This window comes from Aquitalea sp. ASV11 (genome assembly GCF_016429185.1).
Lineage (GTDB): Bacteria > Pseudomonadota > Gammaproteobacteria > Burkholderiales > Chromobacteriaceae > Aquitalea > Aquitalea pelogenes.
The window spans coordinates 94,330-117,146 of record NZ_JAELUD010000002.1; the positions used below are offsets into that span (position 1 = coordinate 94,330).

Consider the following 22,817-nt stretch of genomic DNA (forward strand, 5'->3'; position numbering starts at 1 on the left):
GATGGCGCTCAGCGCCCTTCCACGACGCGGGCTGCGTGGCATGTTGTGCATTCGCCATGCAGTTCAATGATGGATTTGTGCAAGGTGAAGGCATTGTTCTTTACCCAGTTGGCAAGGCAACGCTGCAGCTCCAGGTCAGCAAATTCATCAACATGTCCGCAGCTGTCGCAGATTGCAAAGGCTCTGAAGTCATGCTGGCAACAACCCGGATGTGCACATGAAACATAGGCATTCAGGCTCTCCAGGCGGTGTACCAGGTCATGTTCGGCAAGGCGTTCCAGAGCGCGGTACACCTGTGCGGGAGCCTTGAATCCTTGTTCGCGCAGCCGGTCTAGCAAAGCGTAAGCCGTGAGCGGACCATTGGCTTGTTGCAGCACAGCCAGGACGCGTTGCTGGTTGGTAGTCAGTTGCACGGAGCTCTCCTGTCGAGCGGGTGGGTGCTGTGCTGAGGTAGAAAAATTATGTTATAACATAACAAAAAACAAATTAAGTATGCAAACAAAACGTATGGAGTCTCAGTCAATCCAGTTTGGATCGGTCAGGGTTAGGTGCTTAATTTTCGGCTGATCGGTGGCATGCTCTCTAGCATTCCGCGTATTCCGGCAAGCATGGTGCCTTGCCGGAACGCGATTACCATGAGCATGAGGGCATTTTCAGCATCGATGAAGATTTTCCCCTTGTCTCAGGCTACGCTTTCTTCCGGATTTAACGCCCAGCTAGGGAAAGGATCAGCCAGGCCGGAGCAGCTTTTTTCCGTGGCTGCCAGTTCGGCATCGGTCATCAGGCAGGCGTCAAACCCGGCAATCAGTGCGGCTTGGTCCATCTTCATGCCGATCAGCACCAGTTCCTGCTGGCGGTCGCCCCAGGGTGCTGCCCAGCGCGCCTCAATCATTGCCAGACTTTCCGGGTCGTCCGGCCAGTCTTCCCGGGCGACCGCTGCCCACCACAGGCCGGCACAGGAATGACGCGAGATGGCACCCGCCTGAGACCAACTGCCGGCAAAATCCGGCCGGTTGGCCAACCAGAAATAGCCTTTCGAACGTATCACCCCCGGCCATTGGCAGGCAAACCAGTCCCATAGCCGTTGTGGATGGAATGGCCGGCGGGCACGGTAGACGAAACTGCTGATGCCGTATTCCTCGCTCTCCGGTACATGCTCGCCACGCAACTCGGCCAGCCATCCGGCGGCCTCTGATGCCTTGTCGAAATCGAAGCGACCGGTATTGAGCACGCGCGTGAGGGGTACTGTGCCAAACGCACTGTGCACGATGTCGGCGTGCGGATTGAGTGAGCGCAGAATGCCGTCGAGGCGGTCCAGCTCTTGTGGGCTGACCAGATCGGTTTTGTTCAGCACGATGACGTCACAAAATTCCACTTGCTCAATCAGCAAATCCACCACGGCGCGATCGTCTTCTTCGCCCAGGCTTTCGCCACGGTCAGTCAGTTGGTCGCGGCAACTGTAATCGCGCAAAAAATTGTGTGCATCGACCACCGTCACCATGGTGTCCAGCCGGGCAATATCCGACAGGCTTGCCCCGTCGTCATCGCGGAAGGTGAAGGTTTCTGCCACTGGCAACGGTTCGGCAATGCCGGTCGATTCAATCAGCAGATAGTCAAAACGGCCAGTGCGTGCCAGTCGGCCAATTTCAATCAGCAGGTCCTCGCGCAAGGTGCAGCAAATGCAGCCATTGCTCATCTCGACCAGTTTTTCTTCGGCACGCGACAAGGCGGCGCCACCCTCGCGCACCAGGCGGGCGTCGATATTGACTTCCGACATGTCGTTGACGATGACGGCAACCCGCTTGCCTTCACGGTTGTTGAGGATGTGATTGAGCAGGGTGGTTTTGCCGGCGCCAAGAAAGCCGGACAGCACGGTGACAGGGAGTTTTTGCATGGTTGTTCCTTGGGAGTTCAAATTGGGTGGCGGGCTACCAAATGGCGTCCAGCGCCAGTAGCACGCGGCATGGCTGAAGTGGGTCCGGTGCCGGTGAGCGATGAATCGCGCCACGGCCATCATTGCCCTGCCATTGCGTTCCCTTGAGCAGAAGCAGGGCAAAGGGCGGAGCCTGCCGGATGGCCTTGGGGTTACGGATAAGTCCGGAAGTCTCATCCGGCATGCCCTGAGCCAGGCGGCCGAGCTTGCTGCGGTCGGCGGCGTCTTCGCTTAGCCATTCGGTACCCTGGCCGTAGTAGGTGCACAGCATGCGCACACCTGTCCGGTCGACATGAAAGCGCGGGCACATGGCGCGGTCGAGCACTTCAAGACGTATGCCAACCTGCGGACAGCCAATCAACTCGGCATAGATATCAAGCAGATAAGCCATGTCCTGCAGTAGGGCGTCACGTCCGGGCAGGGCGGCCAGGCCCGGAATATCCAGTGCCTGGCCGGGGGTGGCCACCAGTCGGAATCCCAGCCCGAGCAAGCCTTGCTCGCCTGCTGCGGCAAAGTAGCGGGTGATGGGTTCTATCGGGCTGCGTGGATACAGGCAAAGCTGTATGTCTTCGTCGAAAATGTGCACCAGGTCGGTCAGTCGGCTTGCTTCGAACAGTGACCTTGTAGGTGGTGTCGCGCAGGGTGTTGGGTTGAGGGCGACAGTCATCGTGGGTGTCCTTGTCATCGCGCTGCCCGCCGCCGTCAGTGGCTTTCATGTTCTGCCAGGCGGGGGGAGGCGGGCGTAAAAATAGTTTGCACAATGTTATATCATTACATAAAATCGACAAAGCGTTATAACATAACACCGGAAAGTGAGAATAGTCATGAATCGCATCACCCGCCTTGCTTCACTCCTGGCCCTGGCCTGCGCACCGCTGCTTGCCCAGGCATCCGGCCTGCCGATCAACGTTGTGGCCGGCGAAAATTTTTATGGTGATGTTGCCCAGCAAGTTGGCGGCAAACATGTGCATGTCACCAGCATTCTGAGCAATCCGGATCAGGACCCACACCTGTTCGAAGCCAGTGCATCAACAGCCAAGGCCCTGAGTGCAGCCAAACTGGTGGTATACAACGGCATCGATTACGACCCGTGGATGGCCAAGCTGCTGTCAGCCGCCAAAGCACCCGGCCGCAAGGAAATCGTTGCGGGTCAATTGATGCAAAAGAAAACCGGTGATAACCCGCACCTGTGGTACGACCCGGCCACCATGCCGCTGGTGGCGAAAGCGATTGCAGTGGAGCTGGAGGCTGCTGATCCGTCCAACAAGGCCGAATACCAACAGAACCTGAAGCGCTTCCTGGATTCGCTGCAGGTGCTCAACAGCAAAGTAAAATCGATACACGACAAATACGCCGGCACACCGGTAACCGCCACCGAGCCTGTTTTCGGTTATATGGCAAGCGCGCTTGGCTTCAAGATGCGTAATGAGAAATTCCAGTTGGCCGTCATGAATAGCACCGAGCCCAGTGCCAGTGATGTTGCCGCCTTCGAAAACGACCTGAAAACCCACAAGGTAAAAGTGCTGTTCTACAACAGCCAGGCTTCGGACCAATCGGCCAAGCGTGTGCAGAAGATTGCCAAGGAAGCCAAGGTTCCCGTGGTGGGCGTTACCGAGACCGCACCGACCGGCAAGCATTATCAGGACTGGATGCTCGGCCAGTTGAACGCGCTGAATCAGGCTTTGTCGTCCGGCAAGTGATGCAGGCACTTTCCTTACAACAGGTGACCGTCTCTTGCGCTGGAAGAGCGGTCTTGTCGGACGTGAGTCTGGATATTGGCCAAGGGCTGTTCATTGGCATGCTCGGCCCCAACGGGGCGGGCAAGACCACGCTGATGCGCACGGTACTCGGCCTGATTCAACCCGCCAGCGGCAGCATCCAGGTACTGGGTGAGCCCGCCTCGCGCGGTAATGCTGCGGTAGGGTATATCCCGCAGCTGCGTAGCCTGGCCGGCAATATGCGTTTGCGTGGCTGGGACTTTGTCGCCAGTGCCTGCAATGGCCACCGCTGGGGACTGCCTATCCTGAGCCGCGCCGCGCGCCAGGAAGTGCACTGGGCGCTCGACATGGTGGGGGCCACCGAGCTGGCACGGCGCCCGCTCATGGAAACGTCGGGGGGCGAGCGGCAGCGGCTGTTGCTGGCGCAAGCCTTGCTGGGCCGGCCACGCTTGCTGCTGCTGGATGAACCCTTGATCAGTCTGGACCCGCACCACCAGCATGGGGTGGTGACGCTGGTGAAACAGGTACAGCAAGAGCTGGGCATTACCGTGATCTTCAGCGCGCATGAGCTCAATCCGCTGCTTGGTGCCATCGATCAGGTTTTGTATCTGGGACGGGGTCAGGCGGCGCTGGGCAAGGTGGACGAGGTGATTACCACGCCGGTGTTATCGCGCTTGTATGGTTCCACCATTGATGTGATTCGCATGAAAAACCGCATTTTCGTGATGGCTGGGGACGTCGAAGTGGAAAAAGAGGAGCACTGTCACCATGCTTGAATTCGATTTCATGCAGAACGCCTTCATTGCTGGCGGCCTGGTGTCCGTGCTGGCCGGGGTAGTGGGGTTCTTTCTGGTCATGCGCGGGCAGACCTTTGCCGGCCATGCCTTGTCACACGTTGGTTTCGCCGGTGCAACTGGCGCAGCGCTGCTTGGCTTGTCGCCCATGTGGGGGCTGATCTGGGTCACCTTGCTCGGTGGTGTCTCCATGGGGGCACTGGGTGAGCGCCTGCAGGGCAGTGATATTGTGATTGGCACCATCCTGTCACTGGCTTTGGGACTGGGGATGCTGTTTCTTCATTTCTTTACTGCCTATGCCACACAAGCCACTGCCTTGCTGTTTGGCAACGTCCTCGGGGTGAATACCGAAACGCTGTGGACATTGGCATGGCTGGGCATGGCTTGCCTGCTGTTGCTGGCCATCATGGCCCGTCCCCTGGTATTTGCCAGTTTGCAACCCGAGCTGGCAGAGGCCAAAGGCGTTTCCCTGCGGCAGGTGTCCATGCTGTTTCTGGCCATTGTTGCCTTGACCACGGCGGAATGTATCCAGATTGTTGGCGTCTTGCTGGTATTCACGCTGATGGTAGGGCCTGCGGCAACTGCGCAAAAGCTGACTTCACACCTGGGTAGCGGGGTGTTGCTGGCAGCGCTGCTGGCACTGGCCGAAGCATGGCTGGGCATTACCCTGGCGTTCTATACGGATTGGCCTAGCAGCTTCTGGATCTCGGCGCTCAGTGGCAGTGCTTACTTGGTGGTTACCGTACTGCGCATGCCGGGCAACCGCCGCCGGCTGCCACCATCGGCTGGGGGTGGGGCAGGCCAGGCGGCCTGATTTGATCAGCATCATCTGCGGCTGGTTGCTGCATTTAGGATGCTGCCCGTGATGGTCGGACACTGGCCCGCCGCAACGGTGGAGTGAAGTGTGTTGCATGGCAGTATTGCTGATGGGCGCTTGCGCTATGTAAAACAAGCCCTGACATTGTCAGGGCTTGTTGCTTGTTATCACTGCGTCAGGAGAAACGTCCCGGACGGCAAAGCTGACACAGACAAATGCCACTGCTTTGATGGACAGGTTGGTAAGTACCGTTGGCAATCTGCACCTGGCGGACTGATTGAAGGTTCTGATCATCGCTTGCCGTCATGGTCTCCAGCCCCATTTTTGCCAGCACTTCATGCTTCAGTTGCAGCAAAACACCATCATTATTCAGGCGGCGCAGACCTTGCTGGATGTAATCCAGCGTGCGCGTCGAATCGGCTTGCTGCATGAGAATGTAAGCATGGGCACGTGTCAGATCGCGGGAGTCACTCAAGGTGGACGGCTGTGCCTGGTCAAGCATGCTCAAGGCGTTTGCAACATCACCAGCATCGGCCAGGCTCATGGAAGCTTGTGCTTTGGCGGTGATGCTTCCATTACGCTCACCCAGCAACGCATATACCTGGCTAGCCTGTTTGAACTGTTGATGGTCGCGCAGGCTGTCTGCCAGTGTCTCCAGGGTTTTTTCTGTCAGCAAGGCTTCCTTCCCAAGCATGGCCTGGTAGGCTTTTTCAGGATGATTATGCTGACAATGCTGAATAATCTGGCCGTTCAGCAGCGAATCAGCTACGACCCTGTGTACCTGGCTGATGGTCACATTGTCGGTTTCATTCAACGCGGCAGCTACGCTGGGGAGACTGACTGCTCCGATCAGTGTGCCAATAAAAGCCAGTTTGGACATGTCAATTCCTTGGTAAGCGGGTGATGGCTGAAAAGGACGGGACGGTGCTTTAACGATATGTCTGATGATTATAGTAGATCATGAAATAACAGAAACTCTTTTTATTGTTTTTACATATCATTAATTGATTCTTGTTGCTGCTAATGATTTAAGCAGGTTTTGCCGTCAGCTTTTTGTGACAGATTCATACGTAAAATATTGATATTTGAATGATAGTTTGCAGTAAGTCGGTCTGTTGCCGGCTGGCAAGGTGAGTCAGCCTATCGAGGCATGCCCTTGGGAGCGGGCGGATGGGAGGGGTGCTGGAACCGGACATGCCATGGCCTTGCAGGCGCATGGGCGGCGCGGATATCGGCTTGGCAGTCAGCAAAGCAGGCGTCGTGATGAAGGGAAAGCCTGGTGCGAACACATATCCGGTATGTACGGGTTTGACGACTACCCCGCGTTGCGGAGCAGTCGCCTTGTACCATGTTCACAGCGACGGTAGCATATAAGTTGTAGCCCTTAGTTGTACGATTTGGCGGTGGTCCAGAAAGGGGCATGTCCGAAATTCTGTGTAAACCAGCCGTACCCATCTACCTGAGGAAAGGCCGCTTTGGCCGAAATGCCGACAACCAAGTTACCTCACCGGCTGTTGGTCGGCCAAAGCGGTCGGTTAGTCCTTCAAAAAATATGGCCGGTTCTGTTTACAGACCGGCCATGCCATGCCATGCCGCTGGGCCTTCACCAGGAACAGTTCTACCCATGAGGTTAAAATCAAGGGCCGCTTGCGCAGCGATAACTGGAAAGCCTTGCTGCATGCGGCAACAGAAGGCTTTGGCATTATGCTGGGCCCCGCAGACGTACTGGTACCTGAAATCGATGCAGGACGGCTGATCCAGGTTCTCCCCGACTACATGGGCCCTTCCAGGCCCATGCATGTGCTCTACCCTTCCCACCGCAAACCAACGGCAAAAGTACGGAGCTTTATCGACACCTTGGTCAGTACGTTTAGCATCTAAACTTTATGCCTGCTGCAAAAACGCTTCCATGCTGCCCAGCAGCGCTAGCGGTGTTTCATTCATCGGATAATGGCCTGCATTGGCTAGTTCTTCGTGGCTGGCATTTGGGTAGCGTTGCATGGTGGCGGCTTGCATCAATGCACGGTTGAACACCGGGTCGTGTGCTCCGGTAATCAGTTTGAATGGGATGGCCTTGCCTGTTATTTCATGGCTGAAGTCGGTGTACAGCCAGGCTGCCAGGTATGCCGCGAAGGCTTGCTGGGTGGCGTGCTGCCATGAGTAGGCCGCTTTCCATTCCAGCCACTTTCGGGGTAAGCGATGCCCTGTGCTGCGGTCAATGATGGCGAGGCGCTTCTCGGTACTGCTTGCTGCGGCGTGTAGCTGACTGATGGCCAAATCGTCCAGCGTGACACCGCCGCAGGGAACCGGGGCAATCCCCACCATCGATATCACCCGCTGCGCTTGCAGGCTGGCTATGCGCTCGATTGCCATTCCTCCCATTGAGTGACCCACCAGGCTGAAGCGGTCAAGTTGCAGCGTGTCGGCCAGTGCCAAAGCATCATGGGCAATTTCATCAATAGTGAAGTTACCTTTGCTGTCTCGCATGTCGCCATAACCGCGATAGTCCATGAACAGATAGCTGAATGCATGTTGATCCAGCAAGTCTTCCAGTGGTGCAAACGAATGGCGGTCACCAAACCAGCCATGCAGAACGATGACATGGTGTGAACCATTTCCCACGCGATGATACGAGTTCGGCATTATTCCCCCTGTGTAAAGTGCATGGTGTAAAGCACACAGGGTAAGCGCAAGCTGTTTGACCTGCTTTCGCTGCTAGGTCAAATGTCATAGAGTTTGGGGCATGAGAGATGCCGAACTTGAATTACTGGGCGATGTGCCCCGCGATGTCGTGGTGATTGAGCGCGCATTTGCTGCGGGCAGCCGCTATCCGGCTCACCGCCACCGGCGAGGGCAGCTGGCTTATGCCCAGCAGGGTGCCGTCAGTGTGATGACCCGTTTCGGGCATTGGCTGGTTCCGCCAGGGCGAGCTGTGTGGGTGCCTGCGGGTGTCGAACACGAAATGCAGATGCTGGGGCCTGTTGTCATGCTCAACACCTTTGTGAGTGTGGATGCAGCAGACAGGGTTGGCCTGGCCACGCACTGCCAGGTGTGTGCGGTCAGTCCATTGCTGAACCAACTATTGCTGCAGGCGGTTGAACTCCCCTTGGTGTACCCGATGGAGGGCCGTAGCCATCACCTGATGGGATTGTTGCTCACCGAGATATCGATGGCCACCGTGTTGCCCTTGCATGCCCCGTTGCCAATGGATGAAGGCCTTGCCGCGTTGTGCAGGTCACTATTGGCAGCCCCAACACTGCAGATGGATACCGATGCCATGGCCGCGCGCATGGCCATGAGCCGTAGCACTTTTACCCGGTTTTTCAGGAAGGAAACTGGCATCAGTTACATGCAATGGCGGCAGCAGGCCTGTTTGCTGGCCGCCATCAGGCGGCTTGAGGGAGGGCAAAGTGTGACTACCGTGGCGCTGGAGCTGGGCTATGGCAGCCCATCCGCATTCACGGCCCTGTTCCGCAAAACAGTTGGGGTGAGTCCGCAGGCTTACGTCAGAATGCAAGCCAACTGATGCTGCAAAACCATGTGCAAGCCGACCAGGACTCTCCTCCAGGTCGACAGGCAACTTCAACCAACAGCCTGGTGCGCGCCGACTAGTTCTGCGGCAGTTTGGCCAATGTAGTCGATAATGACAATGTGATATCATGGCCACTGGCGGCTAGGAGTGGCTGTTCCAGATGTGCAGTGCATACATCCAAAATTCGGCAAAGCCGCCCTTTCTAGAACAGTATCACCACGCCATGCATTTCAAATAGAGTTTTCATCTGTTTGATTGGGAGTCCCCGAATGAATCAGCTCGATAAAGCAATACGCTTTCAAGCCTTGCATCAGCGCGCGAAGGCGTTTGTCATTCCCAATCCATGGGATGCTGGCACTGCTCGTATCCTGGCATCGTTGGGATTCGAAGCCTTGGCCACAACCAGTGCAGGTTTGGCCTTCAGCTTGGGTAGACGCGATGCCGAAGGCGCCCTCACTCGTACTGAAACCCTAGCCAATGCGCAGCTGATTGTCGCAGCAACGGATTTACCTGTAGCAGCCGATTTGGAAAATGGTTTTGGAGATGCACCAGAAGTGGTGGCAGAAACAATCCATCTGGCTGCCGAATGCGGACTGGTTGGTGGTTCGATTGAAGATGCAACCGGACAAAAAGAACATCCCATTTATGATTTCTCTTTGTCGGTAGAGCGTATTGCCGCTGCGGCAGAGTCGGCCCGCAAGCTGCCGTTTCCATTTGTATTAGTGGCACGTGCAGAGAACTTTCTGCACGGCAAACCGGATCTCGATGAGACGATCCGCCGCTTACAAGCCTACGAAGCCGCAGGAGCTGATGTTTTGTTTGCCCCCGGCCTACCCGATGCCGAAGCCATCCGCGAGGTATGCTCCGCCGTGACCAAGCCGGTCAATGTGGTAATGGGGCTGCGTGGGTATCCCTACACCATGGAGCAGCTAACCGCTCTCGGAGTCAAACGTGTCAGCCTTGGCTCATCGCTTAGCCGCGCTGCGTTGAGCGGAGTGATCAACGCAGCAAGAGAGATTATTGAGGATGGCACGTTCTCATTTGCCAACAAATCTATTTCCTTTGATGAAACAAACACACTGATGGTGGAATCTCCCGGCTGGTCTTGAAGATATAAGAATTTAGAATGATGGCCGGGGTGGAATTCAATTTAATCGCATCAATACGTATACGTTGACTCATATCGGCCAATAACGGCCGTTGTCGGCGCTCCCTGTTGATTACCGAAAAATCAGGACCGATATTGTTGGTCATTTACTACAGCGAGAATGCACGCATATGGCGACGCGCGATGAAACTGAAAATTTTCTCGCAAGACTCAAACAAGAGTTAGGCGAGCAAGAATTTGAGTTTTCTTTTCACATTCCAGGCTGGACACCTGTTGACGCGGCAATGGGGATGCAGTGGGTTAAAAGCCAGCTATGGGAAGGATTTTTCGTCGCATATCATGTTGATGCATCAAAGCAGTTAGTAGTGTTGAAAACCTGGGAGCTTGGGGAGATAGAGCCACCCTTTCAAGAATTCTAATTGGGTATTCGATTGTTTCCGCTTCGGGTCGAAAGCACGCGATTAGACGGTTACACAAAGAGCGACCAACTTCTGCGTTGGCTGAGCATTTATTCGGAATCACTCAATGAGAATTGCAGTTTTATCTGATATCCACGGCAATCTTGGCGCACTTGACGCCATATTGCATGACATTGCCCAACGAGATATCGATCTCATCGTAAACCTTGGCGATATCCTGTCAGGCGCGCTGCAACCTGTGGAAACGGCAGACCGCTTGATTCCGCTTGGCCTCCCGACGATTCGAGGTAATCACGAAAGGCAAGTACTTGCCGGAGACCCTACCCGAATGGGCCCATCCGACAAAATGGCCCATTCGCTGCTACAGCCCAAGCACACGCATTGGTTGGCCGGTCTACCGGAATCCCTACGCCTGTTTGATGATGTACTGATGGTGCATGGCACGCCAGATAGTGACTTGGCCTATCTGCTGGAAGTGGTTACTGCGTCTGGTTGTCGCTCTGCAATGAAACATGAAGTGGCGCAGCGGCTTGCACACTTTGATGCATCCTTGATTCTCTGCGGCCATACTCACCTACCGCGCTCGGTCAGGCTGGATGATGGCCGACTCATCGTCAACCCAGGTAGTGTTGGCTTGCAGGCATATGAAGACGAACATCCATATCTGCATCGCATGGAAACGGGCTCGCCACATGCACGCTATGCCATCGTTGAACGAAGCACTACTGGCTGGTCATCGCAGTTGCTGGCTATCGAATACGATTGGGATGCAGCTGCTGAACTTGCAGCACAAAATGATCGTATAGATTGGGTTCATCCGCTTAAAACAGGTTATGTTCGGTGAGCGTGCCCGAAATTCTGTGTAAAGCGGTCGTTATTACCAGCTAATCTCACAAACTGCTTTGGCCGACCGACTGACAGTCCTTCAGCTTGGCCGGCAGCCGTTCGGCCGACGCCGCCTATCGATTGGGCGGTGAGCAATTGCTGGTTTACATAAAATTTCAGACACTCTCACCACTCGGCTTAGTCAATGAAAATGGCATCATGCTAGCATGATTGCGATCATTCAACCGCTGGCCACTAAGCACGATGCTCCAGGTAAGTGAGCGTACTGCTTATTAATACCTATTTTGAAACGGAACAAAAAACATCTCATGACGAGTACAGAACCTGATGGGATAAAAATTCGTCCTGCAAGCAAGGTGGATGCACCGGGCTTGTTAGGTATTTTCGATGAATGCATCGCTTGGTTTATTGAGATCAACAATCCGAAGCAATGGGGTACGGAGCCTTGGTCAAATCAACCACAACGAATTGCACAGATTACTGAGGCATGTTCACTGCCTGGTGCATGGGTTGCAGAGAATAAAGATGGCTCAATATGTGCTGCGTTAGTACTGGGGGATGCCATGCCTTATGTACCCGCTGCTGATGAGCCTGAAGTTTACGTGCGACTACTTATTGCTTCACGCCGCTCAAGCGTGCGTGGGATTGGTCGACGACTGATGGCATTTGCTGATGACCAGGCCAGACTTTCCGGTCTGAACCGCTTACGGGTTGATTGTTATGGCGGAGGGAGTGGCAACCTGATTCGCTTTTATGAATCCTGTGGTTATACATGCATTGCTCCATTCAACGTTGATGGCTGGCCAGGTCTGCTGATGGAACGAATTATTGAACTTACCGGATGACGCAGAGTTGACAACGTTTGAATTGCCCCTGGTTAGCTAGCTACTTCGATGGCTTCTTTCTGATGTAACAGCGGCCATTCATTGTTGAAAGGACGAGCGTCCGCTTAGGCCGACTAACAGCCCGTAGCGAGGCCTGGTAGGCGGCAGTTCGGCCAAGCGGACGGTGAAGTTGTATTACGTGAACGACTGCTGAGCAGCGGTTGCGGCCAATCGTGGCGGACGGGAGAAAGGACTGCTGGCGGTCGTTGATCTGTCATCGCCTGGCAGTGAAGTCATCAAGATATCCCCCCCGATCAAGGCCTCTTCTGCATAGTGAAGACAAGTACTTGGTATTTAGGGAGCACAAAATTAACGGCCTGGTTCCAGAGGTCCTCCGGTAGCCTCGAACAGACATCATGTCGTTCTTCGTCAGTACACTCGGAGAGTGCTGCCGCAACGTTGGCTCGCGTGTGTTCACTCACGAGTTGCAAATATGGGCTGCGGTTCGCATCAAAAACGTCGGCTGGGCTAATGTCTGTCAGCCGAGCTACCGAAGCGATGTGACGCACCTCTTCGTAGATTGCAGGATATTGCTTGCCCGTTGCGCCCATCACTACTAGCACGCCCCCGGGCGTCAGCGCGCGAGCTAGCCTTTGCAGCTCCTCATTGAAGTGATGCGTCATTGATCGTTGCGTCAAGAAGTTGCACACGAAGACTAAGTCATACGCTGACGGGACTCCCCCACCGTCCTGATATGCCATTCCGAATGCCGTCTTTAGCGAGATGGGCTCGTCAGCAGAAGCAAAGTCGCAGAGAAGCCGTCTGGCGTGGTGAGCAATTGCCTCGTGGTGTCGTCGCTGAGTGTCGAAGCCGGAGAAGTCACCAATAGCACGCCGAAAAGGTAGTCCGCTTGCACCTTGGATATCCCCTCGAATCACCAACAAATGCTCCGAGATGTGGTGAAGGATTGGGTCCCAGGCCTCACCACGCTCTAAGGAATCCGCATACGCGACGCCTGCAATCCGAGTACTGCCTCGGCCAGGCCAGTTTCGAAGCATGGAATAGAAGTCATGAGCAGCATAGAGCGCAGGAGCAGGCCCGGAGCCAACCTCTAAGACCTTGAGGCCTGCCTTTCTAAGTGGAAGCCTGCCGATCTGCATTAGGTATTCTAGTACCTGCATTACGCGCCCATACCGGTCTAGCAGATGCAAACCTGCGTAAGCAACGGCCTCAGATATCTGAGAAAAGGACAGCGAGTCGCAATTTCTGAGAGATTCAGGAAGACTTCGTGCTACCGCACCCGGTGTGTGGGAATACCACGATGGGTGTACCACACGGGCAATGGCTTCGCCCATCGTAGACGCTCTGCTTTGCGCCTCACCTGAAGCACGTGACCACGTCAGAAAGCCCCCGGCTGACTGCCGCAACCACTGTGCAGCGACAAAGCGATCCTTAGAGATCGCCTCACGATTTTCGTTCATATCCTTCCCGTTAGGTGCGCACGACTTCGATGCGATCAGAAAGATTGGCAATTCGGGTCATTCCACCGGCCCATTTGCACCGAAAACTGATTGTCCCGTTCGCTGGATTCAGCATCAGATCGAACAATGGAACCGCATAGACTTCACCGTCATTGCCGACCATCGCCAGCTTGTGGGCTGCAGTAAGCGAGTCGGCCTTGATGCCTGTAACTTGCGAGCGCTCAGCACGCGGAAAATCGTGATATGTCATCGTGCCTTCTCCAAATCTCCCCGATGTCAGGGGCAAAGATACCCTGCGCGCAGTTAATCGGTTGAGATCTTCAGGATACAGAATTCTGCGCCGTGAATGACAGTAGCAGATGCCCAAGCCGGCAGGGCGGTAGCTTTTGAATGTCGCCAGGGGGCAACAAAGCCGTCACAAGCCGGAGAAGATCGACCGAGTGCGTCCAGCCTTAAGTTGACTTTCCCGGTTGCTGCTTTGGCCGACCGTTTAGGCCGATCTGCTGCCAGCCAAGTAGCCACTGTATCAGGTCGTCAGCTTTAGCAGCCATTCATGCTCCAAAAAGAAAATGGCTACTTTTATCCTAACCAACCAGTCTGGTTTGGCTCCCCTTGGTATCGAGATGGCTTGCTGAAATACTGCCAACGGTGGATTGTTACTGGCTTACTAACGGAATGGCATAGCCTAAATATTCGCTCTGTGCATCGCGGACAACATCCCAGCGTTTGGTATGTCCAACAGGCCGCTCACGTTGAGTTGCATGGGTAAGTACAAGGCGCCTTTTAGCGCGTGACACCCCGACAAAAAATACGCAACGTTCTTCGTCGGCTTTACCCCAAAAGGTTTGATTTTCGACGCCAAGGATGATGACTGAGTCGAACTCCAAGCCCTTGCTCTTGTGAATAGTCAGGATACGTACCGACTGATCGTCCGAAAAGCGCTCAAGGGCTTTGGGCAAGTCTGGTTCGAGTTTGAGCAACTCTTCGATGTGTGCTTTTGTGTCTCGAACAACATTTCTAAGCCGATCAGTCGATTCATAATCAGAAGAAAGTGCCACAAGAGTTTCGATGGGTATTTTCTTCAAAAAACCTCGCACCGACTCCCACCACCCAGACGAGGGTTCATCAATCGACTGAAGGAGCAATGCACTCTTGCGCTGTGCCTTGATCAATCGGTCGAAATCCCGTCGAACGTTTGCTTGGATTTCATCATCGGCAAAAGGGAGCAGTTGGTTCATTAACCGAACCCAGGCTTCGGGTTCGCGCTTGCCATAGATGCAGGACAGGTAATCGACCACCAAACGCGCGGCTGGCTCTGTTGTGATGTCCTGAATCTGCTGCTCATTACGATAAGGGATGCCTCTGGTTTCCAGAGCTGCCATGAGATGGTCAGCATACAGTTCCGGTTGCCTGGCTATTAGCACGGCGATTTCTGAATGCGGAATCTGCTCGACCCCAACCCACTCAACTATCCGATTTGCCAAGTATTCCGCCTCTTGGCGGCTATTTTCGAAGCTCCAGACCAAAATCTCCCCGTCATCACCAACGATCTGTTCCTCGGGCATAACAGAGGAAGGGTCAAGCATTCTGATAACCTCGTTTTGCATGCGCAGCAGGCGTGGCTTCGAGCGAAAGTTGCGGTACATATTGAGCGGTGCTGCAGAAAAGTCTGCAGCAAACGTTTTGAAGATGCCATCCAGCGCGCCGGCCCAGCCCATGATTTTCTGCTTTGTATCTCCGACGGCTGTAAGCCGAATGCGCGTGCCTTGGAAGGCGATCTTTACCAGCTCATACTGCTGACCCGTGCAGTCCTGAAACTCGTCGAGGAAGACATCACTGTAGGTCTGACGGATAGCGTTTCTGGCGAATTTCGACTTCTTGAGTATCTGGATCGCGAGTGGTACGAGATCATTGAACTCGATCTGTTTGTTAGTGATCTTTTGATTGCCGATTTTGTAGCCTGCTTCAAGAGCATCCTTGCCAGTCAGTACGGGACGAAATCGGTCAATAATGCGTTTGGCGAACGCATGGAAGGTGTAACTATCGAAACGCGAGGCGAGGTCTGAACCGCATCTACGCTGAACACGTTCCTTCAGATTCTTGCTGGCATCTACCTTGAATGAGATCGCCAAAATCCGCTTGGGATATCGGCAGGTGCCTGTGCGTAAGAGAAAGTCTGCCCGCTGTGCAAGCATCTCGGTCTTGCCGGCGCCTGGTCCAGCCGTGAGCGCGAGGCAGCGCTTCCGAGCCTTAGCTGCACGCAGCGCATTGGGTTCAAGCGTCAGCCCATCCGCGGGCTGCCATGCATCGCCCGCAATCACTCGGGCAGCTCGGCGAGTTTGGCGATGACGGCGTCAGCCAGTCTGCCAAGCGACTCAGGCATTTTTTCAAGCAACTCCTCGTTGCTTAGCTGAGCCAACGCATCGATGTGCGCCGCTGGCTTGCTGCCAAGTTTGAAGCGTTGATGATAAGTGCCGAAGAGTTCAAGTTCTTTTTTGCTGTATTGGGATGAATCGAAGTGACTCTTGCCCAAAACGGCTTTGATGGTTGACTCGTCGGGTGCTTCCTCCTCGACGTTGTAGGCCATTGGATAGGCAAGAAGCATTGCAAAATCGAGGTCCATCGGAAATGAGAAGAATACGCCACCTTCTTCAAGTTTTTCGAATACATTTTTTAGCCCGTCTTCATATTTGAAGAAATGATGAGTGCGCAACGGCACATTATCATCATTCCATTTTGCAATTATCCAATCTTCGGGAAGCACCTTTGCCGGCTCAAATTTCGCAAGTTGATCATTGACATATTTGATTCGCCCCACCCCGCTTGATAGCGGGCTACATCCAAATCAAGCAGCGTCAGGTACGGGATTTGCAGTGCAGAAAGTAGGCGCCAAAAGTGATTGACGTGCCTGCCTCCCAGTGGCGCTATTGTGACTGCGGACTCATCGACTGGTACACCTTTGACCTGAAGCAGGCGTGGCAACATGATCTCTTCGCTATCCCCTTCGCCCAAGACAACAAGACGCGAGAAGTAGATCTCGGGGAATGCCTGAACCGCTTCACGTACAAATTTGTGCGCCTCATCGGTCGCCTCGGGCAACTGGATGTGCGTGATACGTGATAGTCGTGCCTCCGTAAGCCGCAGATAGCGGATGTGCTCAGGCGTTACTCGGCGCAGCATCGATGGCGCATGAGTAGCGATGAGGGCTTGAGCATCCTCGTTCTCCGCCATGACATTCAAGGCACTGACGATTCGCCCCAAGTAGTGGGGAGAAAGGCTATTCTCAGGCTCCTCAACTGCAATCAGCGTAAAAATAGGTGGGCGCAACTTGTCCGGGTCAAAAGACTCGTCCTCGCCTGCAAGAACTGCGCGCCCGATGGCCTGAGACGATAGCACGAGAGACAGATAAAGCATCGACTTCTGACCATCGCTCAGCCGAGAAAAGTCGACTAGATTCTCATCGTGTCCAGGGGCAAATGAAACCGACATGTGGCGCAACAAGGCTTCAATCTCGGAGGACATAAATGTGATTTTGGGATCAGCGAAGAACTTGCCTTTGTGCAGGATGGCCCATGTTGTTTTCAGACTCTCACTGAACGCATTGACAGAGGGGTTGGCTGCCAAGCTGTCACTAATCAGATCGGTCAGCGTCTTGATTGCGACACGCTCGTTATCCCAGTGTACGGCGCGGAACATGCGTCCCAGAAGCGCATTGGCGCCATAAGCGATATGGTCGGCCGGGTCGCGTCGTGCAGGTAGGTAATGAACATGGATATGGTTGCGTTCGGCTCTTGGAACCTGTGCGGTACTGAGCGGCGAACCATCGGCATTTAGGTCCAACACGTACACCAAGGTTTCTTCGATATCGCCGTCCACACCCATCGTGGCGCTGAGGCGGTAGCGCACGCGAGGAATGCCATCGGGTTCGTCCAGTCGCATATGGCCAAAGTGTGGAGCTACAGTCGAGTTGTCTTCATCTTCTGCGAGTTCCGGAAAGAGAAAGTCAGCCTCGATCCAGAGGTATCGCTCATCAGGGGCAACCTCTTCATCGAGGGGAACATGGAAGTCCGAGCGCAGAATCCGACGCAGTGACGGATCGAAGGCAAATAACCGACACAAAGCTTGTAGCGCAGCCGTCTTTCCAGAACCATTAGGGCCGATCAGGTAGGTGATTTCTTCAAGCGAGATATCAGTGGGCACTAGACCAAAAGATTGGAAGTTACACAGGCGAAGCGTCTGCAGTTTCATGCCTCTTGGCCTCTTTGGGTGAGCGAGTAAATTGTGGCGTCGAAACGTCTGGTTTCATCAGTCGATAACTCGCCGAGTGACAGCTTGTAGCTGACACCAGTCATGCTAGCATAAGAGCATAAATGTCTGCTTTGGCCGACATCCAGCCAAACAGAAGGGGGCTTCCGCCCCCTTCCTCCTGCTTACCCTCCTGCCCTACACATAAGTCCCCCTCAGCTTCCGGGCGATCCATTCCACGACTTGCGGCACAACGGCGTTGCCGGCAGCTTGAGCCTCTGCAAAGTTGGTCGCATCCAGTCCGAGGCAAAGCCCATGATGCTCAGACGCTCTGGCCCGGTCAGCCATCGAATCCCATCCGTCGGCTTGAGCAATGAGGCCTGCACCATGGATAGGGATCTGGCTGGGGGCTTGTCCGGCAAGTAGTGTAGGGAAAGGCTTGAGCCCGGATTGTTGCGCTGGCGGCGCGCCAGGAACTGTTGCCATTGGGCTGGCGTCAGCCAGCAGCTCGATGGGGGGCTGTTCGTGAAGACCGGCAATAATGAATACGCGACGGCGTTTTGTGGGGACTCCGAAGCATGAAGCATCCAGCACCCGCCAGCATCCCAGATACCCGCATTCGGCAAGCGTGGAAATGACTGTCTGGAAATCCTGGCCATCTCGGCAAGAGAGCAGCCCCGTGACGTTTTCAAGGACCAGCCAGCGAGGCTGTAGCTCACGGGCGAGGCGGCAGACTTCAAAGAACAGGCCAGAGCGCTGGCCGGCCAGGCCTTGCCGGGCTCCCATGGTGGAGAGGTCCTGGCAGGGAAAGCCGCCGACCAGGACGTCAACGGCGCTGAGGTTGTGGCTGCCGACGGTGCGCACGTCGTCGAACTGGGGAGCGTGGGGGAAACGGTCGGCGAGGACGGCGCGGCAGACGGGGTTGATTTCGACTTGCCAGGCGGTGGTGAAACCGGCGTTTTCAAAGCCGATGTCGAAGCCGCCGATACCGGCGAACAGGCTACCGATGGTGGGTTGTGGGCCATGCATGTGCTTCCTTTGCAGTGGCGTGCGATGACGCGCTGGCAGGAGGCTCGGCGGCCTTCAAATGATTGTGTGCCCGGCAGCGCGGGCATTTGATGCTGAGGACCAGCACGTGGCCCTCGGCGAGTTTGCGGCCGCAGTGGCCGCAGCGGATTTCGGGTAGTGACATCGGCAAGGTGGTCCAGGACCGTTTAACCGTTAGACTGTCCGGGCTTTCTGCGCAGAAAGTGGCAGCCTTGGGGTGACTTGCAGGGTCGTTCTGCGGGTCAGCTGGCCGGGTGGGTGTTGACGCACCCATCCGGTCGCTGTCTCTCTCTATTTCTACTCGGCTTGTTTTGTTGTGGCCGCTTGCTCCTCTCCCGTCAAAGCCAGTGCTGGCCATTCAATCTGTGGCCAGTCTGGCGCATTGCTCAAGTCCCGCAGCTGCTGGCGGTAGGCCTTTACCGCGTCCAGGTCGGCCGCGCTGATGGGGTAGTCCGGCATCAGCAGGTAGTCGGTGGCCAGCAGACGGCGGTCGCGTTCGGCACGGGTCAGCCGTTCTTGTTCATCTGGCGGCAGCGGTGCTGGCCAGGCGATGGCATTGGCCGGGTCGAAGTCGGCAATGAAGCTATCCAGCTCGGCACATTGCTGGGCGGTCAGCTGCCAGGTGTAGTCGGCGTCATCCAGCTCACACACCGACTTGTCGGCCGGTGAGGTGGGCAGGTAGCGGATGCGCAGCGGCAGGCCCTGTTCGGTACCATCTTTGGTGGCCGGGCGTGGGGTGAGCACTGGCTGTTGTTTGGTGTGGAAGGTGTCACCTGCGCGTTGCAGGCGGGTGATGTGGCCATCAAAAATCAGGCTGTTCATGGTGTAGTTCCTCGAATGTCGCCGCGCTTGATCCAGCCAAAGGCGGCGTTGTTGCAAATGATGGCGGCCCCGGCTGCACCACCGGGCACGGCGCTACGTGCGCCACCTGCTTTTTTGAACAGACCGTCACCGCCTGGCTCGCCCCAGTTGCCGCCCGGCACATCACCGCCGCTACCGGCACCACTGCGGCCCGGCGTGTCGAAGCTGGCGGCACTACCCCACCATTTGTTATTACTACCGCTATTGTTTGGCCCACCCGATCCGAAAGGTGCACCGCCACCGCCGGTGGAGTTGTAGTTGCCGCTGCCGCCGTCATACCAGCCGGTGGCCCCGGAGCCACCGCCACCACCGGCAATCACGCCGTAATTGGCCACCAGCAGCGGCACACCCTGGCTGGTGATGGCCGGGCCTCCGGTCTCTCCGGCGTTTTGCCAACCGGCGCCGGTATCGCCACCCTGGCCACCCCGACCCAGAATGAAGCCGTGGTTTTCTATGATGAGTTGGCAACTGGCCAGCACACCGTTCCACCAGCTGCTGTCCAGCTGGAAACATTCGCCGACATTGGCAGCCACCAGCTGAATGCCGGATTCAATGACAAAGCGGATGCAGGCCCCGGCTGGCGGCGCACCGCCATAGGCATTCTGAATGCGGTTAAGTACGGACTGCGCTGTGACGCCGTGGTCGTGGGCGCTGATGCGGATGACGGTTTCTTTCTGGAACACCAGGCGGCCATCCAGATAGCTGCGGCTGACTTCGCGGCCGTCCAGCCACCAGCGCTTGATTTCCCTGCCGTCGAGATAGGTTTTGGGCATGGCGTGGCCTCAGTACTGGAAGGTCATGCGCTGGGCCAGGCGACTGTCCCACTGGCCGGCAAACTCGGTCCGGGGCAGCAGGGTAAGCAGCGCCTGGGCCAGTTCATGACTACTGGCAGCATCGGTAATGCCATAGCCTGCCAGTGTGGTAGGCGTCTTACTGATGTCTGCCCACGCATGGCCATGCTTGACCGGTGCGGCGGCATCGCTCACCAGCTTGGCAATCGCCTGGCGTAGCTGGTCGGTCCTGGCGGCATCCAGCTTGATACCGGCCGCCTCGATCACACTCACCAGCTCGCCCTGCATGCTGTTCAGCCAGGCGGCGGTGACGATGCTGCCCAGCGCGCCGGTTGACGGGTCGCCATCGTGAAACAGCTGGTCCGGGGTGTTGATTTTCTGCATTCAGCCCTCCTGATAGGCGAAGTAGACAAAGCTGTGGGCCGGTTTCAGTTCGCGAAACACGGTTTCGATTACCGGGTCGCCAAAGCTGGTGAGCGCCTCGCCCGCACCGGCCTGGCCTGCGCGAAAACGCCAGGCCTGCACCTGGGCGGCATGCACCACCACCTGCCACACCCAGATGATGTCGGCCACCTGCAACATGTCGTCGGCGCGGTTGATGCCAGCGCGGAAAGGCTGCGGCTCGACAATGTCGATGCGGTAACCCAGGCTGCTGGCCAGCCGCTGGAAGTAAGGAATGCTCAAGCCGCCAGTAGCGGCCAGCCTGGCCAGCACCGCCTGCAAGCGCTGCTGATAGCCCGCGCCGGGCGGTGGAGTGAGTGCGCATACCCGCTCCCAGTCCGGCACGGTGTATTCGGCAAAGAAGGGGGAGATGGCGGCGGCAGCTTGCAAGCCATCGCGCTCGGCCACGTCCAGCGCCTGGCCTTCGGCTTGCAGTTCGACCTGCAAGGGCTGGGCGTTGCGGGCGTAGGACTGTGGTGGCAGCAGCAGTGCCAATAGCGTGGCATGGCTCATGGCATGGACTTGATGTCGAGACGGCCCAGGCGCAGCCATTCCACCCGCTGTTCATTCACTAGCGGCTGCACATTGGCGGCCGGTAGCACGATGCGCCGGTCCACCACGCCAGGCAGGCTGGAGGCCAGCGTTTCCAGCTGGCTGCGGATCAGCAGCTGGCCGGGGGCCAACTGGTCGAAACGGGTTTGCAGCTGTGGTGTCAGCTGTAGTCGGGCTTGCTCCAGCGTCAGGCCGGACACTGCCAGCTGCAGCTCCACATCCACCAGTCGCACCGTGGGTGCGGCCACCTGGCTGTGTTTGGCGGTGACCGGGCGCAGCGCGTCGATATGCGCTTGCGCGGCGGCCAGCGTCTCCACCGATGGCAGGCCACCGGCCGAGGTGATGATGATGTCCACCGTGCCCAGCCCACGCCGTAGCGGGTAGACATAAGCTGCCGACACGCCCGGCACCTCCAGCGCCCAGCGGCGGTAGTCGTGCACATTGCCACCAGCCGGTGGGCGGCGGATCAGATCCAGCAGCCGGGCCAGCAGCTCGGCATCGCTTTCTTCTTCCACGCCGCCGTGCATCTCAGTCAGCACAGCAGTCGATTGCACGCCAGGCGGCGGAGCCAGCAGCTCCAGCCGGGCATCGTCAGGCGCATTGCCTGCCAGCCCGGCCTGCATGGCAGCGGCGGCCAGTGTCAGCGTGCCATCGTCCCCAATCCGGCCAGCCTCGCGGCTGATATACAGCTGGTTGCCCCATTTGCCCTGCACCCCGGCGGCGACGGGGCTGCCGGGATTGCCATGCAATAGCATGCGGCCGCTGGCCGCCACCGCCGGCTTGGGGGACAGACCACGCAAGCGGGCATGCAGCAGCAGATAATCATGGTCGGCGGTGTCGGGGAAAATCTGCCGCACCATCCACGCCTGGTGCTGGTACAAGCCTTCCACTGCGCTGGCCACAGAGGTGGCGCGGATGAAATAGTCGGAATCCGGGCCGACATCCGCCTCCGGCAGCAGGTTGCGGATGTCGCGCAGCATGTCGGCGCGAATCTGCGCCATGGAGAGCAAGGGATAAGCCATCAGCCGCCCACCCGCACTGGATAACGGAAGGTTTGTAGCGCACCGCTGGCGGCGGTGACGGCAATCAGCAGCAGCAGCCAGCCGGGCCGGGGCCGCTGGCTGGCTACGGTAATGCGGCTGGCACGACCGTCCTGCAACAAGGGAGAGAGCGCCTGCTCGGCATACTGCCGCGCCAGCGTGTCGATACGGCTGAGGTCTTTGGCGCGTCGCAATTCATGCAGGCGTGAGCCGAGCGAGGGGTCTGCCCACCAGCTGCCCAGCGGTGTGGCCAGGCGCAGGTAAACGGCATTGGCCAGCGTACTGGTGCGGTTGCCGGTATAGCTGGCGGTGTGGGGGTCGAGTAAAGCGTCCATGCCCCGATTGTCGGGGCATGGTGTGGGATGGGA

At 56.7% G+C, this 22,817-nt stretch carries 25 protein-coding genes and 1 pseudogene; 9 read left to right on the top strand and 17 right to left on the bottom strand.

The features are described 5' to 3' along the window. Positions 1-8: 8 nt before the first annotated feature. The 3 genes from JHD62_RS01470 to JHD62_RS01480 all read right to left on the bottom strand — a co-directional run bounded on the left by JHD62_RS01470 (position 9) and on the right by JHD62_RS01480 (position 2,600). Positions 9-413 (bottom strand): Fur family transcriptional regulator, encoded by a 405-nt coding sequence (locus JHD62_RS01470; RefSeq protein WP_199101469.1) that lies wholly within the window; start codon positions 411-413, stop codon positions 9-11. A gap of 269 nt (positions 414-682) precedes the next feature. Then, positions 683-1,894, bottom strand: coding sequence for a zinc metallochaperone GTPase ZigA (gene zigA, locus JHD62_RS01475; protein ID WP_199101470.1), 1,212 nt, complete (start codon positions 1,892-1,894; stop codon positions 683-685). Between the two features lie 34 nt (positions 1,895-1,928). Continuing rightward, positions 1,929-2,600 carry a DUF1826 domain-containing protein gene (locus JHD62_RS01480; protein ID WP_199101471.1) on the bottom strand — a complete coding sequence of 224 codons (672 nt, stop codon included), beginning with the start codon at positions 2,598-2,600 and terminating at the stop codon, positions 1,929-1,931. A gap of 157 nt (positions 2,601-2,757) precedes the next feature. Here JHD62_RS01480 and JHD62_RS01485 point away from each other — a divergent pair, with 157 nt between their 5' ends. The 3 genes from JHD62_RS01485 (at position 2,758) to JHD62_RS01495 (ending at position 5,259) form a co-directional block, all read left to right on the top strand. After that, the gene (locus JHD62_RS01485; protein ID WP_199101472.1) at positions 2,758-3,633 is read left to right on the top strand and encodes a metal ABC transporter solute-binding protein; all 876 of its coding nucleotides are present in this window, start codon (positions 2,758-2,760) and stop codon (positions 3,631-3,633) included. Between the two features lie 62 nt (positions 3,634-3,695). Beyond that, entirely contained in the window at positions 3,696-4,427 is a 732-nt protein-coding gene (locus JHD62_RS01490) for a metal ABC transporter ATP-binding protein (RefSeq protein ID WP_370541013.1), read from the top strand. Further along, positions 4,420-5,259 (top strand): metal ABC transporter permease, encoded by an 840-nt coding sequence (locus JHD62_RS01495; protein WP_199101474.1) that lies wholly within the window; start codon positions 4,420-4,422, stop codon positions 5,257-5,259. Before JHD62_RS01490 ends, JHD62_RS01495 begins: the two co-directional genes overlap by 8 nt. Before the next feature lie 178 nt (positions 5,260-5,437). Here the strand turns inward: JHD62_RS01495 and JHD62_RS01500 are convergent, their stop codons facing one another. Next, complete coding sequence (locus JHD62_RS01500; protein ID WP_199101475.1) at positions 5,438-6,142, bottom strand: hypothetical protein; 705 nt, start codon at positions 6,140-6,142, stop codon at positions 5,438-5,440. Positions 6,143-6,843: 701 nt separating this feature from the next. Here JHD62_RS01500 and JHD62_RS23025 point away from each other — a divergent pair. Then, a pseudogene (locus tag JHD62_RS23025) lies at positions 6,844-7,143 on the top strand (LysR substrate-binding domain-containing protein); the annotation flags it as partial. A 3-nt stretch (positions 7,144-7,146) separates the two neighbouring features. On the opposite strand, the gene JHD62_RS01510 reads toward JHD62_RS23025, so the two are convergent. Beyond that, a complete protein-coding gene (locus JHD62_RS01510) occupies positions 7,147-7,905 on the bottom strand; it encodes an alpha/beta fold hydrolase (protein ID WP_199101477.1) in 759 nt (252 codons plus the stop codon). Between the two features lie 100 nt (positions 7,906-8,005). On the opposite strand from JHD62_RS01510, the gene JHD62_RS01515 reads away from it, so the two are divergent. From JHD62_RS01515 to JHD62_RS01535, 5 genes are all read left to right on the top strand, one after another. Continuing rightward, a complete protein-coding gene (locus JHD62_RS01515) occupies positions 8,006-8,788 on the top strand; it encodes a helix-turn-helix domain-containing protein (protein WP_199101478.1) in 783 nt (260 codons plus the stop codon). 275 nt (positions 8,789-9,063) lie between these two features. After that, on the top strand, positions 9,064-9,903 hold the full coding sequence (locus JHD62_RS01520) for an oxaloacetate decarboxylase (protein WP_199101479.1): 840 nt from the start codon (positions 9,064-9,066) through the stop codon (positions 9,901-9,903). Positions 9,904-10,072: 169 nt separating this feature from the next. After that, positions 10,073-10,321, top strand: a complete 249-nt coding sequence (locus JHD62_RS01525) for a hypothetical protein (protein WP_199101480.1) — start codon at positions 10,073-10,075, stop codon at positions 10,319-10,321. Positions 10,322-10,427: 106 nt separating this feature from the next. Continuing rightward, positions 10,428-11,165 (top strand): metallophosphoesterase, encoded by a 738-nt coding sequence (locus JHD62_RS01530; protein WP_199101481.1) that lies wholly within the window; start codon positions 10,428-10,430, stop codon positions 11,163-11,165. 310 nt (positions 11,166-11,475) lie between these two features. Further along, positions 11,476-12,012, top strand: a complete 537-nt coding sequence (locus JHD62_RS01535; RefSeq protein WP_199101482.1) for a GNAT family N-acetyltransferase — start codon at positions 11,476-11,478, stop codon at positions 12,010-12,012. 1,470 nt (positions 12,013-13,482) lie between these two features. On the opposite strand, the gene JHD62_RS01540 is transcribed toward JHD62_RS01535, so the two are convergent. From JHD62_RS01540 to JHD62_RS01595, 12 genes are all read right to left on the bottom strand, one after another. Next, the gene (locus tag JHD62_RS01540; RefSeq protein ID WP_199101483.1) at positions 13,483-13,722 is read right to left on the bottom strand and encodes a hypothetical protein; all 240 of its coding nucleotides are present in this window, start codon (positions 13,720-13,722) and stop codon (positions 13,483-13,485) included. A 406-nt stretch (positions 13,723-14,128) separates the two neighbouring features. Next, the gene (locus JHD62_RS01545) at positions 14,129-15,793 is read right to left on the bottom strand and encodes an ATP-dependent helicase (protein ID WP_199101484.1); all 1,665 of its coding nucleotides are present in this window, start codon (positions 15,791-15,793) and stop codon (positions 14,129-14,131) included. Further along, positions 15,790-16,236: a hypothetical protein gene (locus tag JHD62_RS01550; protein ID WP_199101485.1), complete on the bottom strand. Its 447-nt coding sequence runs from the start codon at positions 16,234-16,236 to the stop codon at positions 15,790-15,792. The genes JHD62_RS01545 and JHD62_RS01550 overlap by 4 nt, the downstream gene beginning before the upstream one ends. Next, a complete protein-coding gene (locus tag JHD62_RS01555) occupies positions 16,215-17,720 on the bottom strand; it encodes an ATP-dependent endonuclease (protein ID WP_199101486.1) in 1,506 nt (501 codons plus the stop codon). Before JHD62_RS01555 ends, JHD62_RS01550 begins: the two co-directional genes overlap by 22 nt. Positions 17,721-17,915: 195 nt before the next feature. Then, positions 17,916-18,746: a DNA cytosine methyltransferase gene (locus JHD62_RS01560; protein ID WP_199101487.1), complete on the bottom strand. Its 831-nt coding sequence runs from the start codon at positions 18,744-18,746 to the stop codon at positions 17,916-17,918. After that, on the bottom strand, positions 18,718-19,122 hold the full coding sequence (locus JHD62_RS23030) for a Com family DNA-binding transcriptional regulator (protein ID WP_370541008.1): 405 nt from the start codon (positions 19,120-19,122) through the stop codon (positions 18,718-18,720). The genes JHD62_RS01560 and JHD62_RS23030 overlap by 29 nt, the downstream gene beginning before the upstream one ends. Continuing rightward, positions 19,062-19,586 (bottom strand): phage tail assembly chaperone, encoded by a 525-nt coding sequence (locus JHD62_RS01570; protein ID WP_199101489.1) that lies wholly within the window; start codon positions 19,584-19,586, stop codon positions 19,062-19,064. The genes JHD62_RS23030 and JHD62_RS01570 overlap by 61 nt, the downstream gene beginning before the upstream one ends. Continuing rightward, on the bottom strand, positions 19,583-20,398 hold the full coding sequence (locus JHD62_RS01575; protein WP_199101490.1) for a hypothetical protein: 816 nt from the start codon (positions 20,396-20,398) through the stop codon (positions 19,583-19,585). Before JHD62_RS01575 ends, JHD62_RS01570 begins: the two co-directional genes overlap by 4 nt. Before the next feature lie 9 nt (positions 20,399-20,407). Continuing rightward, the gene (locus JHD62_RS01580; RefSeq protein ID WP_199101491.1) at positions 20,408-20,800 is read right to left on the bottom strand and encodes a hypothetical protein; all 393 of its coding nucleotides are present in this window, start codon (positions 20,798-20,800) and stop codon (positions 20,408-20,410) included. After that, the gene (locus tag JHD62_RS01585) at positions 20,801-21,370 is read right to left on the bottom strand and encodes a YmfQ family protein (protein ID WP_199101492.1); all 570 of its coding nucleotides are present in this window, start codon (positions 21,368-21,370) and stop codon (positions 20,801-20,803) included. It lies immediately after the preceding gene. Then, a complete protein-coding gene (locus tag JHD62_RS01590) occupies positions 21,367-22,431 on the bottom strand; it encodes a baseplate J/gp47 family protein (RefSeq protein WP_233160495.1) in 1,065 nt (354 codons plus the stop codon). Before JHD62_RS01590 ends, JHD62_RS01585 begins: the two co-directional genes overlap by 4 nt. Next, entirely contained in the window at positions 22,431-22,784 is a 354-nt protein-coding gene (locus JHD62_RS01595; protein ID WP_199101493.1) for a phage GP46 family protein, read from the bottom strand. Before JHD62_RS01595 ends, JHD62_RS01590 begins: the two co-directional genes overlap by 1 nt. Between the last annotated feature and the right edge of the window lie 33 nt (positions 22,785-22,817).